Source organism: Pseudomonas sp. VD-NE ins (genome assembly GCF_031882575.1).
In the GTDB taxonomy this organism is placed as follows: domain Bacteria; phylum Pseudomonadota; class Gammaproteobacteria; order Pseudomonadales; family Pseudomonadaceae; genus Aquipseudomonas; species Aquipseudomonas fluorescens_BZ.
In genome coordinates this window covers 4,615,796-4,631,024 of sequence record NZ_CP134772.1, presented here as the reverse complement: position 1 = coordinate 4,631,024, position 15,229 = coordinate 4,615,796, and the positions used below count along the sequence as shown (strand labels likewise).

3 protein-coding genes are annotated in these 15,229 nt (G+C 61.8%); 2 read left to right on the top strand and 1 reads right to left on the bottom strand.

Translation table 11 applies throughout. The features are described from left to right. The first annotated feature begins 51 nt into the window (after positions 1 to 51). Positions 52 to 1,065, top strand: a complete 1,014-nt coding sequence (locus RMV17_RS20555; RefSeq protein WP_311882142.1) for a GNAT family N-acetyltransferase — start codon at positions 52 to 54, stop codon at positions 1,063 to 1,065. A 107-nt stretch (positions 1,066 to 1,172) separates the two neighbouring features. Here RMV17_RS20555 and RMV17_RS20550 read toward each other — a convergent pair whose 3' ends face one another. Then, positions 1,173 to 1,727, bottom strand: a complete 555-nt coding sequence (locus RMV17_RS20550; RefSeq protein ID WP_034155198.1) for an RNA polymerase factor sigma-70 — start codon at positions 1,725 to 1,727, stop codon at positions 1,173 to 1,175. Positions 1,728 to 2,095: 368 nt separating this feature from the next. On the opposite strand from RMV17_RS20550, the gene RMV17_RS20545 reads away from it, so the two are divergent. After that, complete coding sequence (locus tag RMV17_RS20545) at positions 2,096 to 15,094, top strand: non-ribosomal peptide synthetase (protein ID WP_311882141.1); 12,999 nt, start codon at positions 2,096 to 2,098, stop codon at positions 15,092 to 15,094. Positions 15,095 to 15,229 lie beyond the last annotated feature (135 nt).

The following is a 15,229-nucleotide window of genomic DNA, read 5'->3' as shown; positions in this document are numbered from 1 at the left end:
CCGGCTCACGTCCCATCGTTGAACTGTCGACGATTATCGTGAGCCCGACCCATGTCCAATCTGAATGACCTGACTGCCCTGGCCTTGCCTTCGGGCAGTCAACTGATCGCTGATGCTACCGAAAGCCGTCTGAGCCTGAGCCTGGACGGGCAACCGCTGATCCGCCTGCGCCTTGATCGGGAGGTCAAGGGGCCGATCCAGATCGATGAGTGCTTTGCGCTGCCGCCCGGGCAGGCGTTATGGGCGGCCTGTTACTGGCTGTTCGCGCGGGATCCGGCGTGCCGGCAATTGACCTGGCAACTGGATCAGCCGCCAACCGAGGCCTTGCTCAGTGGCTTGCTGGTGAACACCGAAGTCGCGGGTGAATACCGCTGTGAACGCACGCTGTTCTGGCAACTGCCACAACCGTGGCTTGGCACTTCGCTGACCGGCAGTTATCCGCAGCAAATGGTTATCAGCCAGGGCAAGCGTCATCCACTGCGGCCGGTGAAGCCGCGCGGTGAAGTGTATCGGCGTTTCGATGCGCGTCTGGGTGCGTGGATTTCCCTGCGCACCGTAGAGATTGAGGAAGACTTGCCGCGTTTCAATCGCTGGCAGAACAGCCCAAGGGTGGCCAGTTTCTGGCAGGAAGAGGGCAGTCTCGAGAAGCACCGCGAATACCTGAGCAAACTCGATGCCGACCCGCACACGCTGACCTTGATCGGCTGCTTCGATGATCAACCGTTCGCCTATTTCGAAGCCTATTGGGCCAAGGAAGATCGCATTGCACCGTTCTACGATGCCGACAATTACGATCGTGGCATTCACATGCTGGTGGGCGAGGAAGATCATCGCGGCCCGCACAAAGTGGCGAGCTGGTTATCGGCGCTGGTGCATTACCTGTTTCTCGATGATCCGCGCACGCAGCGCGTAGTCGCCGAGCCGCGTGCCGACAACGCGAAGATGATTGGCCACATGCAGAATCAGTGCTTCCACTGCGAGAAGGAGTTCGACTTCCCGCATAAACGCGCGGCGCTGATGATGCTGGGGCGTGAGCGGTTTTTTGATCGGTGCAAACTGGCCTGAGGTGATTTAAAAGCAAAAGATCGCAGCCTTCGGCAGCTCCTGCAGAGGAATGCATTTCCATGTAGGAGCTGCCGAAGGTTGCGATCTTTTTATCTGGCAACGCGGTCTTAGCGACGACCCGCAATCACCACATCCCGACGACTGCCCGAGACCTTGCGGCAGTGCACCAGGGCATCACGAATCATGAAGTTGACCAGGGTTGGCGACACGCCGAGTTCCTTGGCGATGTCCTTTTGCGGCACGCCGTGCAGGCGGTACATCTCGAACGCGTAGCGCGTGCGGCTGGGCAGTTCGGTCAGCGCGTCGGCGATGTTTTCCAGGGTCGAGAAGTTGATGTGCGAGGTTTCCGGCGAAGCACCCTGGATGACCACATTCAGCCCTTCCTCTTCAGGGCCGGAGTACTTCTGCTCAAGCGCCTGTTTGCGGTAGTGATCGATGGCAAGGTTGCGCACGATCTGGAACAGATAGCTCAGTTGAGCCTTGATCGACGACGTGATCGGTGGCGCCGATTGCAGTCGGAAAAACGCATCCTGCACCACGTCCTCGGCGCGCGATCGGCAGCCGGTAATGCGGGCTGCAATCTTGACCAGAATCAGTCGATTGTCGACGAATGCCTGAAGTAGCGGTGAATCGCACCTGCTTGTGGATACTTGTTCCGTCATGGAAATCACCTTGCTGCCAAATAGGTTAGTGGGACGCCTGGGGACGGGGCCGTCCTACACATCGAGCGACAAATTATGTTGAATGATAATGATTGTCAATTGAGAAAGAGAAGTAATGCGCCACATAGGTGCGTTCTGAGAACTGCGACACGCCGCCACACCCCGGCCCCATTGACGATCCAGCCTGCCGACTAATTATTTCAAGACGTCATCCGTTCTCATTGGTGAATGGTTCCGGGTAAAGCACCCGGCCAGACAGCATTCCAATGCCTTGCGCGGTCGGCAAAGACCGCGCCCTGCATGCCCTTCGAGGGGCGTGACGCAGCAACCCGATTCCATTAGCAAGCCGAATTCAGGCAGGAAACCTCATGACCGACGCGTTCGAACTCCCCAGCACCCTGGTCCAAGCCCTCCAGCGCCGCGCGGCCCTGACACCGGATCAACTGGCCTTGCGTTTTCTTGCCGATAACGAAGAACAGGCTGTGGTACTCAGTTATCGCGAGCTGGATCAACGCGCACGCATGATCGCCGCCGCGTTGCAGGCTGATACTGAATTCGGTGATCGTGCGGTGCTGCTGTTTCCCAGTGGCCCAGATTACGTCGCGGCGTTTTTTGGTTGCCTGTACGCCGGTGTGATCGCGGTGCCGGCCTATCCGCCGGAATCCGCGCGTCGTCACCATCAGGAGCGTTTGCTGTCGATCATCGCCGACGCCGAACCGCGTCTGCTGCTGACCAGTGCCGACCTGCGCGACGCCTTGCAGCAGATCGAAGGCGCGCCGCCGCTGCTATGTGTCGATACCCTCGACAGCGCGCTGGCCGACAACTGGCAAGAACCGACCTTGCCGCCCGACCACATCGCCTTCCTGCAATACACCTCCGGCTCCACCGCATTACCCAAAGGCGTGCAGGTCAGCCACGGCAACCTGGTCGCCAACGAACTGCTGATCCGTCACGGTTTCGGCATCGACGTGAACCCGGACGACGTCATCGTCAGCTGGCTGCCGCTGTATCACGACATGGGTCTGATCGGCGGTCTGCTGCAGCCGATTTTCAGCGGCGTGCCGTGCATTCTGATGTCACCGGCGTACTTCCTCGGTCGACCACTGCGCTGGCTGGAAGCGATCAGCCAATACGGCGGCACCATCAGCGGCGGGCCTGACTTCGCCTATCGCTTGTGCAGCGAGCGGGTCAGTGAGTCGGCACTCGAACGTCTCGACCTGAGCCGTTGGCGCGTGGCCTATTCCGGGTCCGAGCCGATTCGTCTCGACACGCTGGAGCGCTTCGCCGAGAAATTCGTGACGTGTGGTTTCAGCGAAGACAGCTTCATGGCCTCCTACGGTCTGGCCGAAGCGACGTTGTTCGTTGCCGGCACCCCGCGGGGCACCGGCATTCCGGCATTGCGCGTGGATGATCAAGCCCTGGCGCAAAACCGTGCCGAGCCTGGCGATGGCAGCCCGATCATGAGTTGCGGCATCAGCCAGCCGGAACACGCGGTGCTGATCGTAGAGCCGAACACGCTCGCAGAACTGGCCGACAACGCCGTCGGTGAAGTCTGGGCGGCCGGCCCGAGCATCGCTCACGGTTACTGGCGCAACCCCGGGGCCAGCGCCAAGACTTTCGTTCAGCACGCCGGCCGCACCTGGCTACGCACCGGTGACCTGGGTTTTATCCGCGACGGCGAGCTGTTCATCACCGGTCGCCTGAAAGACATGCTGATCGTGCGCGGTCACAATCTGTATCCGCAGGACATCGAGAAGACCGTCGAGAACGAAGTGGAAGTGGTGCGCAAGGGTCGCGTCGCGGCCTTCGCCGTCAGCCAGAATGGCGAAGAGGGCATCGGTATCGCGGCGGAAATCAGCCGCAGCGTGCAGAAAATCCTGCCGCCGGAAGCGCTGATCAAAGCCATTCGCCAAGCGGTGGCCGAGGCGTATCAGGAAGCGCCGAGCGTGGTGGTGTTGCTCAATCCGGGTGCGCTGCCGAAGACCTCCAGCGGCAAATTGCAGCGCTCGGCGTGCCGCAATCGACTGGCCGATGGCAGCCTCGACAGCTACGCGGTGTTCCCTTCGACCACGTCAGAAACGCAGGACCCGACAGCCAGCGCTTCTGAACTCGAAGCCTTGATCGGCAAAATCTGGGCCGAGCAACTCAACGTCAAACAGGTCAATGCCGACGATCACTTCTTCCTGCTCGGCGGTAACTCGATCGCCGCCACCCAAGTGATCGCCCGCGTCCGCGAAGAACTCGCGCTTGAGCTGAACCTGCGCCTGCTCTTCGAAGCGCCGACTTTGTCCGCGTTCGCCGCCGCCGTGGCGCAACAGCAACAGGACGGCGGCAGCGCCCAAGGTGCAATCACCGCGTTGTCGCGCAGCGAGCCGATGCCGCAATCGCTGGCGCAAAACCGTCTGTGGATCACTTGGCAACTCGACCCGCAGAGCAGCGCCTACAACATTCCCGGTGCCCTGCGTCTGCGCGGTGAACTGGACGAAGACGCCTTGCGCGCCAGCTTCCAGCAACTGATCGAACGCCACGAATCCCTGCGCACGCGCTTCTTTGAACGCGACGGCGTAGCCCTGCAACAAGTCGATGCCGCTGCCGAATTCAACCTCCAACTGATCGACATTAGCGACCTGCCGGCGCATGAGCGCGAAGCTCGCGCTCAGCTAATCCGCGAGGACGAAGCGCGCACTCAGTTCGACCTGGAAAACGGTCCGTTGCTGTGGGTAACGCTGGTGCGCCTTGATGACGAAGATCATCAACTGCTGGTAACGCTGCACCACATCATCGCCGACGGCTGGTCGCTGAACGTGCTGATCGACGAATTCTCACGCCTGTATGCCGCCGCTTCGCAAGGCGCAACCGCCAACCTTGCGCCTCTACCAACCCAGTACGCCGACTATGGCAGTTGGCAGCGCCAATGGCTGGCGCAAGGCGAGGGTGAGCGGCAATTGGCGTATTGGACAGCGCAGTTGGGCGACGAACATCCAACCCTGGAACTGGCCACCGATCATCCGCGTTCGGCTCAACAAATCCACAGCGCCGCACGCCACACTGTGCGTCTGGGCGCGAGCCTCAGCGATGCGATTCGCCACACCGCTCAGTCTCATCAAGCAACACCGTTCATGCTGTTGCTCGCAGCATTCCAGACCCTGCTGCATCGCTACAGCGGTCAGCGCGACATCCGCATCGGCGTGCCCAACGCCAACCGTCCGCGTCTGGAAACCCAGGGCCTGATCGGCTTCTTCATCAACACCCAGGTGCTGCGCGCCGAGATCGATTCGCGCCTGCCGTTTGTTGAGCTGTTAGCCCAGACTCGCCAGGCCGCACTCGGTGCGCAAGCGAATCAGGATCTGCCCTTTGAACAACTGCTCGAAGCCTTCCCGCAGGCCCGCGAACAAGGTCTGTTCCAGGTCATGTTCAACCACCAGCAGCGTGATCTGAGTGCGCTCAAGCGTCTGCCGGGTCTGCTCGCCGAAGAACTGCCGTGGCACAGCCGCGAAGCCAAGTTCGATCTGCAATTGCATAGCGAAGAAGATCGGAATGGTCGGTTGACCTTGTCGTTCGACTACGCCAACGAATTGTTCGACGCCGCGACCATCGAGCGTCTGGCCGAGCACTTCAGCAACCTGCTGCGCGACGTCTGCGAACACCCGCAACACGCCATTGGCGACCTGCAACTGCTTACCGTCGGCGAGCACGATCTGCAAAAAAACTGGAGCGTCGCTCCGTGCACCCCAGCACAACATTGGCTGCCAGACCTGCTGAATGAACAGGCGCGTCTGACCCCGGAACGCACCGCGCTGGTGTGGGAGGGCGGCAGCCTCGACTTCGCCGAGCTGCACGCGCAATCCAACCGTCTCGCGCACTATCTGCGCGACAAAGGCGTCGGCCCGGATGTCTGCGTGGCCATCGCTGCCGAGCGTTCGCCACAATTGCTGATCGGCCTGTTGGCGATCATCAAGGCCGGCGGCGCCTATGTGCCGCTGGACCCGGATTACCCGACCGACCGCCTGGCCTACATGCTCAGCGACAGCGGCGTCGAATTGCTGCTGACCCAGACCGAATTGCTCAAGCGTTTGCCGGCCAGCGACGGCGTCAGCGTGATCGCCATGGACGCGCTGCACCTGGAAAACTGGCCGAGCCAGGCACCGGGTCTGCACTTGCACGGCGACAACCTCGCCTATGTGATTTACACCTCGGGCTCCACCGGCCAACCGAAAGGCGTCGGCAACACTCACGCCGCGCTGGCCGAACGTCTGCAATGGATGCAGAACGCTTACGCGCTCAACGAAACCGATGTGCTGATGCAAAAGGCGCCGATCAGTTTCGACGTGTCGGTGTGGGAATGCTTCTGGCCGCTGATCACCGGTGCGCGCCTGCTGATCGCCGGCCCCGGTGAACATCGCGATCCGCATCGCATCGCGCAGCTTGTTAAAGAATATGGCGTGACCACGCTGCATTTTGTGCCGCCGCTGCTTTCGCTGTTTATCGACGAACCGCTGAGCGCCGAATGCACCAGCCTGCGCCGGGTGTTTTCCGGTGGTGAAGCGCTGCCAGCCGAACTGCGCAATCGCGTAATCGCGCAACTACCAGCAGTGCAATTGCACAACCGTTATGGCCCGACCGAAACCGCAATCAACGTCACCCATTGGCATTGCACCACGGCCGATGGCGAGCGCTCACCGATTGGCCGGCCGCTGGGCAACGTGATTTGCCGCGTTCTCGATGCCGATCTCAATCCAGTGCCGGCCGGTGTGCCGGGTGAATTGTGCATCAGCGGCATCGGTCTGGCTCGCGGCTACCTCGGCCGTCCATCGTTGACCGCAGAGCGTTTTGTCGTCGATCCGCTGGGCGAGCAGGGCGCGCGGCTGTACCGCACCGGTGACCGTGCGCGTTGGACGTCCGATGGCGTGATCGAATACCTCGGTCGTCTCGATCAGCAGGTCAAACTGCGTGGCTTCCGCGTCGAACCGGAAGAAATCGAAGCACGCTTGCTCGCCCAGAACGGCGTCGCTCAAGCCGTGGTGCTGGTGCGCGAAACCGCTGCCGGCGCACAGCTGATTGGCTACTTCACCGCAACCTATGCCAGCGAAGACGCAGACGAACAAATCACTCGGCTGAAAACCGCACTGGCCGCTGAACTGCCGGAGTACATGGTCCCGGCGCAACTGATGCGTCTCGACGCAATGCCCCTCAGCCCAAGCGGTAAACTCGACCGCCGCGCCTTGCCCGAACCGCAATGGCAAGTGCGTGAACACGTCGAACCGGTCACTGAACTGCAACAGCAGATCGCCGCGATCTGGCGCGAAGTGCTCGGTCTGGCACAAGTTGGCCTGCGCGACGACTTCTTCGCCCTCGGCGGTCACTCGCTGCTGGCCACGCAAATCATCTCGCGCAGCCGTCAGGCCTGTGACGTCGAACTGCCGTTGCGCGCCTTGTTCGAGCACAGCGAACTTGGTGATTTCGCCGAACAGATCCGCCTGATCCAGGCCAGCGGCCGCACCAACAAACAGCCGCCGATCGACAAGGTTGATCGCAGCAAACCGGTGCCGCTGTCCTACTCGCAACAGCGCATGTGGTTTCTCTGGCAAATGGAACCGGACAGCCCGGCGTACAACGTTGGCGGCATGGCGCGCTTGCGTGGCGTGTTGCATGTCGAGCGTTTCGAGTCGGCGCTGCAAGCACTGATCCTGCGTCACGAAACCCTGCGCACCACGTTCCCGAGCGTCGACGGCGTTGCCCGTCAGCAGGTGCATGCCGAAACCGGCGTGCGCATGAGCTGGAAGGATTTCTCAAAACTTGCCGCCGACGTGCGTGAGCAAAAGGTTCAGCAATTCGCCGACGAAGAGGCGCATCTGCCGTTCGATCTGGAAACCGGCCCACTGCTGCGCGCCTGCCTGGTGAAGACTGCCGAGCACGAACATTACTTCGTGCTGACCCTGCACCACATCGTCACCGAAGGCTGGGCAATGGATATCTTCGCCCGCGAGCTCAGCGCGTTGTACGAAGCGTTTGTCGACGACCGCGATTCGCCGCTTGAGCCGCTGCCGGTGCAGTATCTCGACTACAGCGTTTGGCAGCGTAACTGGCTGGAGTCCGGCGAGCGTCAGCGCCAGCTCGACTACTGGACCGCGCAACTCGGCCGTGAACATCCGCTGCTGGAATTGCCCGGCGATCGTCCGCGTCCGCCAGTGCAAAGCCATCAGGGCGAACTGTTCCGCTTCGACCTGAGCGATGACCTCGCCGCGCGCGTTCGTGCGTTCAATGCGCAAAACGGTCTGACCCTGTTCATGACCATGACCGCCGCGCTCGCTACACTGCTTTACCGCTACAGCGGCCAGACCGATCTGCGCATCGGCGCACCAGTGGCCAACCGCATCCGTCCGGAAAGCGAAGGGCTGATCGGTGCGTTCCTCAACACCCAAGTGCTGCGTTGCCAGCTCGACGGCATGATGTCGGTCGGTGAACTGTTCGAGCAGGTGCGCCACACCGTGATCGAAGGACAGTCGCATCAGGATCTGCCGTTCGATCATCTGGTCGAAGCGTTGCAGCCGCCGCGCAGTGCTGCTTACAACCCGCTGTTCCAGGTGATGTGCAACGTGCAGCGCTGGGAGTTCCAGCAGAGCCGCATGCTCGCCGGCATGACCGTCGAGTATCTGGCCAACGATGCGCGGGCGACCAAGTTCGACCTCAACCTGGAAGTCACCGACCTCGACCACCGCCTGGGTTGCTGCCTGACTTACAGCACCGATCTGTTCGACGAACCGACCATCGCGCGCATGGCCAAACATTGGCGCAATCTGCTCGAAGCGTTGATCGCCGATCCGCAACAACGTCTCAGCGAATTGCCGCTGCTCGATCAACCGGAACAACAGCAGTTGCTCGACAGCCTCGGCATCGAGCCGGGCGAGCATCGCCTCGACCAGTGCATTCATCACCTGTTCGCCGAGCAGGCGCTGGCGCGCAAAGACGCGCCGGCCCTGACCTTCGCCGGGCAGACCCTGAGCTACGCCGAACTCGATGCGCGCGCCAATCGTCTGGCCTGGGCGCTGCGAGAGCGTGGCGTCGGCCCGCAAGTACGGGTTGGTCTGGCGCTGGAGCGTTCTCTGGAAATGGTCATCGGCCTGCTGGCGATTCTCAAGGCTGGCGGTGCGTATGTGCCGCTGGACCCGGAATACCCGCTCGACCGTCTGCACTACATGATCGAAGACAGCCGCATCGGCGTGCTGCTCAGCGATCGAGCGATGTTCAAAGCCCTCGGCGATCTGCCGCCAAATGTGGTGCGCTGGTGCCTGGAAGATGACAGCGCAGCACTCGCCGCTTACCCGGCCAGCGAGCTGCCGTTTATCAGCCTGCCGCAGCATCAGGCGTACCTGATTTACACCTCGGGTTCGACCGGTAAACCGAAAGGCGTGGTGGTCTCCCACGGCGAAATCGCCATGCACTGCCAAGCCGTGATCGAGCGTTTCGGCATGCGCCCGGACGACTGTGAACTGCACTTCTATTCGATCAACTTCGACGCCGCCACCGAGCGCCTATTGGTGCCGTTGCTCAGCGGTGCGCAGGTGGTGTTGCGTGCTCAGGGTCAGTGGGACGCGGAAGAAATCTGCGGTTTGATCCGCACGCATAAAATCAACGTGCTCGGTTTCACCCCGAGCTACGGCAGCCAGTTGGCGCAGTTCCTCTCAACGCAAAATGAAATCCTCCCGGTGCGGATGATCATCACCGGCGGTGAAGCATTGACCGGCGAGCATCTGCAACGGATTCGCGCAGCGTTCAAACCGGCGATGTTCTTCAACGCCTACGGCCCGACCGAAACCGTGGTCATGCCACTGGCCAGTCTGGCGCCGGAGGTGCTGGAAGAGGGCGCCGGCAGCGTGCCGATCGGCAGCGTGATCGGTGCGCGGGTGGCGTACATTCTCGACGCCGATCTGGCGCTGGTGCCGCAAGGTGCGACCGGTGAGTTGTTCGTTGGCGGCGCCGGTCTGGCGCAGGCTTATCACGATCGTCCGGGCATTACCGCCGAACGTTTTGTCGCGGACCCGTTTGCCACTGATGGCGGGCGCATGTACCGCACCGGCGACCTGGTGCGCCAGCGCGCCGATGGTTTGGTGGAATACCTGGGCCGGATCGACCATCAGGTGAAAATCCGTGGATTCCGTATCGAACTCGGCGAAATCGAAACCCGTCTGCTCGATCATGATTCGATCCGCGAAGCCGTGGTGCTTGCACTCGATGCACCAAGCGGCAAACAACTGGTGGGCTATCTGGTGACTGAAGTCGCCGAGCAAAGCGAAGCCAGACAGGCTGAATTGCGCGACGCCCTCAAGGCGCACCTCAAGGCACAGTTGCCGGATTACATGGTGCCGACCCACCTGATTCTGCTGGCGAGCATGCCGCTGACCGCCAACGGTAAACTCGACCGCCGCGCCTTGCCGGCGCCGGATCCTGAGTTGAATCGTCAGGACTACGTCGCCCCGAGCAACGAGCTGGAAATCACCCTGGCGCAGATCTGGTGCGAAGTGCTCAACGTCGAGCAGGTCGGCCTCAACGACAACTTCTTCGAACTCGGCGGCGACTCGATTCTGTCGATTCAAGTGGTCAGTCGTGCACGCCAGCAAGGCATTCATTTCAGCCCGCGCGATCTGTTCCAGCATCAGACCGTGCAGACCCTCGCCGCCGTGGCCAGCCGCACCGAGCAGGTGACGGCCGAGCAAGGTCTGGTGGTTGGTGAATCGGCGCTGACGCCGATTCAGCACTGGTTCTTCGACACGGAAATCCCTGAACGTCAGCACTGGAACCAGGCGCTGTTGCTGGAGCCGACCGTGGCGCTGGAGCCTCTTCGTCTGGAGCGGGCGTTGCTGGCGGTGATCGAGCAGCATGACGCTTTGCGTCTGCGCTTCACCGAGGCTAACGGTCAATGGCAAGCGACGCACCAACCGGTGTCCGATGCCGCCGTACTGTGGCAAGTGCGCGTGACCTCGATGGACAAGTGCGAAGCGCTGTTCGCCGATGCCCAGCGCAGCCTCGACCTTGAACAAGGGCCGTTGGTGCGCGCCGTGCTGGTCGATGGCCCGCAAGGTCAACAACGTCTGTTTATCGCGATTCATCACTTGGTGGTCGACGGCGTGTCGTGGCGTGTCCTGCTCGACGATGTGCAAATCGTTTACCGCCAACTCGAAGCCGACCAAGCGGTGAAACTGCCGGCGAAAACCAGTGCCTTCAAGGACTGGACGGCACGCCTGCAGGCCTACGCCGGCAGCGAATCCCTGCGCGAAGAACTCGACTGGTGGCAGACCCAACTGGCCGGGCCGAATGCCGATCTGCCGTGCGAAAACCCGCAGGGCGGCCAGCAGAATCGCCACGCGCAAACCGTCAGCGTGCGCCTCGATGCCGAGTACACCAAACAACTGCTGCAACAGGCGCCAAGTGCCTACCGCACACAGGTCAACGACTTGCTGCTGACCGCACTGGCCCGCGTGTTGTGCCGCTGGAGCGGTCAGCCGTCGGCACTGATTCAACTGGAAGGCCACGGCCGCGAAACCCTGTTCGACGAGATCGACCTGACCCGCACCGTCGGCTGGTTCACCAGCGCCTATCCGTTGCGCCTGACCCCGCACAACATCGAAGAAGCCGCCGGGCAGGGCGCTTCGATCAAGGCGATCAAGGAGCAACTGCGTGCCGTGCCGCACAAAGGCCTCGGTTATGGCGTGCTGCGATATCTCGCCGATGACCTCAGCCAGCGCAGCATGGCCGCGCTGCCGAACGCGCCGGTCACCTTCAACTACCTCGGTCAGTTCGACCAGAGTTTCGGTAGCGATGCGCTGTTCCGTCCGCTGGATGAGCCGATCGGTGCCGCCCACGATCCGCACGCGCCGTTACCAAACGAGCTGAGCGTCGACAGTCAGGTTTACGGCGGTGAATTGCTCCTGCGCTGGACCTTCAGCGCCGAGCGTTACGAGGCGCAAACCATCAACGATCTGGCCGATGCCTACCTCGGCGAGCTGCAAAGCCTGATCGCCCATTGCCTGCAAGACGAGGCCGGCGGCCTGACGCCGTCGGACTTCCCGTTGGCGAAATTGACTCAGACGCAACTGGATGCCTTGCCGGTGCCGGCCGCGCATATCGAAGATGTCTATCCGCTGACGCCGATGCAGGAAGGCATGTTGCTGCACACCTTGCTCGAACCGGGCACCGGTCTGTACTACATGCAGGATCGCTACCGCATCAACAGCGAACTCGACGCCGAGCGTTTCGCCCAGGCCTGGCAAGCGGTGGTCGCCCGTCACGAAGCGCTGCGCGCGTCGTTTTGCTGGAACGTTGGCGAAGACATGCTGCAGGTGATTCACACGCCGGGTCGCACGCCGATCGAGTATCTGGACTGGAGCGCCATCGCCGAAACCGAGCAGGAGCCCAAGCTGCAAGCGTTGCTGAAAAGCGAGCGCGAGGCCGGGTTCGATCTGCTCAATCAGGCACCGTTCCACTTGCGCCTGATCAAGGTCGGCGCGGCGCGTTATTGGTTCATGATGAGCAACCACCACATCCTCATCGATGCCTGGTGCCGCTCGTTGCTGATGAACGATTTCTTCGAGATCTACACCGCTCTGGGTGAAGGTCGCGAAGCGCAATTGAGCACGCCACCGCGTTACCGCGATTACATCGGCTGGCTGCAACGCCAGAGCCTGGCCGAAGCGCGGCAGTGGTGGCAGCAGAATCTGCAAGGGTTCGAGCGCACCACGCCGATCCCTAGCGACCGGCCGTTCCTGCGTGAACACGCCGGTGAAAGCGGCGGCATGATCGTCGGCGACCGCTACACCCGCCTCAATGTCGAGGACGGTGCGCGTCTGCGTGAACTGGCGCAGGCCCATCAACTGACCATCAACACTTTTGCTCAAGCAGCGTGGGCCTTGGTGCTGCGGCGTATGAGCGGTGATCGTGACGTGCTGTTCGGCGTGACCGTCGCCGGGCGGCCGGTGGAAATGCCGGAGATGCAACGCACGGTAGGCCTGTTCATCAACAGTATCGCGCTGCGGGTGAAAATGCCTGAGGACGATCAGCGCAGCAGCGTGCGGCAGTGGCTCAGTGGTCTGCTCGACAGCAACATGCAGCTGCGCGAGTACGAATACCTGCCGCTGGTGAACATTCAGGAACAGAGCGAACTGCCGAAAGGCCAGCCGCTGTTCGACAGCCTGTTCGTCTTCGAAAATGCCCCGGTGGAAGTGTCGGTGCTCGATCGGGCGCAGAGCCTGAACGCGACCTCGGACTCGGGCCGTACCCACACCAACTTCCCGCTGACGGCGGTGTGCTACCCGGGCGATGACCTTGGCCTGCATCTGTCTTATGACCAGCGTTATTTCGACGAATCGACCATCGAGCGCATGCTCGGCGAGTTCAAGCGTCTGTTGCTGGCGCTGGTCGATGGTTTCCATGGCGACATGGCTGACTTGCCGCTGCTGGGCGTCGAGGAACAGGACTTCCTGCTCCACGGTTGCAACCAGAGTGCCCACGATTATCCGCTGGAGCAGAGCTACGTTGCGCTGTTCGAAGCGCAGGTTGCCGCGCATCCGCAGCGCATCGCCGCCAGTTGCCTGTATCAGCAACAGAGCTACACCGAACTGAACCACAACGCCAACCGTCTCGGCCATGCACTGGTCGCCGCCGGTGTGCAGATGGATCAACCGGTGGCCTTGCTCGGCGAACGCAATCTCGATCTGCTCGGCATGATCATCGGCAGCTTCAAGGCTGGCGCGGGTTATCTGCCGCTGGATCCGGGCCTGCCGAGCCAGCGTCTGCAACGCATCATCGAGCTGAGCCGCACGCCGGTGCTGGTCTGCAGCGAGGCGTGCCGCACACAGGCACAGACCTTGCTGGATGAATTCAGCTGCGCCAATCGCCCGCGCTTGCTGGTGTGGGAAGAGATTCAAGCGGCGGCGACGTCGGCGCAGGACTTGGGCATTTACAGCGGCCCGGACAACCTCGCCTACGTGATCTATACCTCGGGTTCGACAGGCCTGCCGAAAGGCGTGATGGTCGAGCAGCGCGGCATGCTCAATAACCAGTTGAGCAAGGTGCCTTACCTGAATCTGAGCGACGCCGACGTGATCGCCCAGACCGCTTCGCAAAGCTTCGATATTTCGGTCTGGCAGTTCCTCGCCGCGCCGCTGTTCGGCGCTCGCGTGGACATCGTGCCAAATACGATTGCTCACGATCCGCAAGGGTTGCTGGTGCATGTACAAACGCAGGGCATCACTGTGCTGGAGAGCGTGCCGTCGCTGATTCAGGGCATGCTCGCCGCGGATCGCCTGAGCCTTGATGGCTTGCGCTGGATGCTGCCGACCGGTGAGGCAATGCCGCCGGAGCTGGCGCACCAGTGGCTGCTGCGTTACCCGGACATCGGTCTGGTCAACGCCTACGGCCCGGCGGAATGCTCGGATGACGTGGCGTTCTTCCGCGTCGACATGGCCTCGACGCGCGGCAGTTACTTGCCGATCGGTACGCCGACCGACAACAACTTGCTGTATCTGGTCGATGGTGCGCTGGAACTGGTGCCGTTGGGCGCGGTGGGTGAGTTGTGTGTCGCCGGGACGGGCGTCGGTCGTGGTTATGTCAGCGACCCGTTACGCACCGCACCGGTGTTTGTGCCGAACCCGTTCGGTGCACCGGGCGAACGTCTGTATCGCACCGGAGACCTGGCGCGGCGTCGCAGCGACGGAGTGTTGGAGTACGTTGGCCGGGTCGATCATCAGGTGAAGATTCGCGGTTACCGCATCGAGCTGGGCGAGATCGAAGCGCGTCTGCATGAACAACCGGAAGTGCGCGATGGTGCGGTCGGTGTGCAGGAGGGCGTCAACGGTAAACACTTGGTCGGTTATCTGGTGGCTGCTGATAGCGCGCTGAATCCGAGTGAACGACTGGAGCGGATCAAGCAGCGCCTGCGCGCCGAACTGCCGGAATACATGGTGCCGCTGCACTGGTTGTGGCTCGATCAGCTGCCGCTGAATGCCAACGGCAAACTGGATCGCAAAGCCTTGCCGGCGCTGGAGATCGGTCAGTTGCAGAGTCAGGATTATCTGGCCCCGCGCAATGAGCTGGAGCAGACGCTGGCTGATATCTGGGCTGAGGTGCTGAAGGTCGAGCAGGTTGGTGTACGCGACAACTTCTTCGAACTGGGCGGGCATTCGTTGCTGGCCACGCAGATCGCCTCGCGGGTGCAGAAAACCCTGCAGCGCGATGTGCCGCTGCGGGCGATGTTCGAGTGCAGCACGGTGGAGGAGTTGGCCGAGTACATCGATGGGTTGGCGGCGAGTGATATTACCGAGGAGAAAGTGGATCGGTTGAATGATCTGATGGCGGAGCTGGAGGGCCTCTAGTTCTCTAGTGTCTGTACCGGCCTCATCGCTGGCAAGCCAGCTCCCACAATGTCCTGATGTGAGCACGAAACCTGTGAACACATTCGATCTCTGTGGGAGCTGGCTTGCCAGCGATGGCGTCAGTGCGTTCAACAC

Bases quoted from the DNA above. Each gene is read 5' to 3' on its own strand.
- RMV17_RS20555 (WP_311882142.1), top strand. From the start codon at position 52: ATGTCCAATCTGAATGACCTGACTGCCCTGGCCTTGCCTTCGGGCAGT.
- RMV17_RS20550 (WP_034155198.1), bottom strand. From the start codon at position 1,727: ATGACGGAACAAGTATCCACAAGCAGGTGCGATTCACCGCTACTTCAG.
- RMV17_RS20545 (WP_311882141.1), top strand. From the start codon at position 2,096: ATGACCGACGCGTTCGAACTCCCCAGCACCCTGGTCCAAGCCCTCCAG.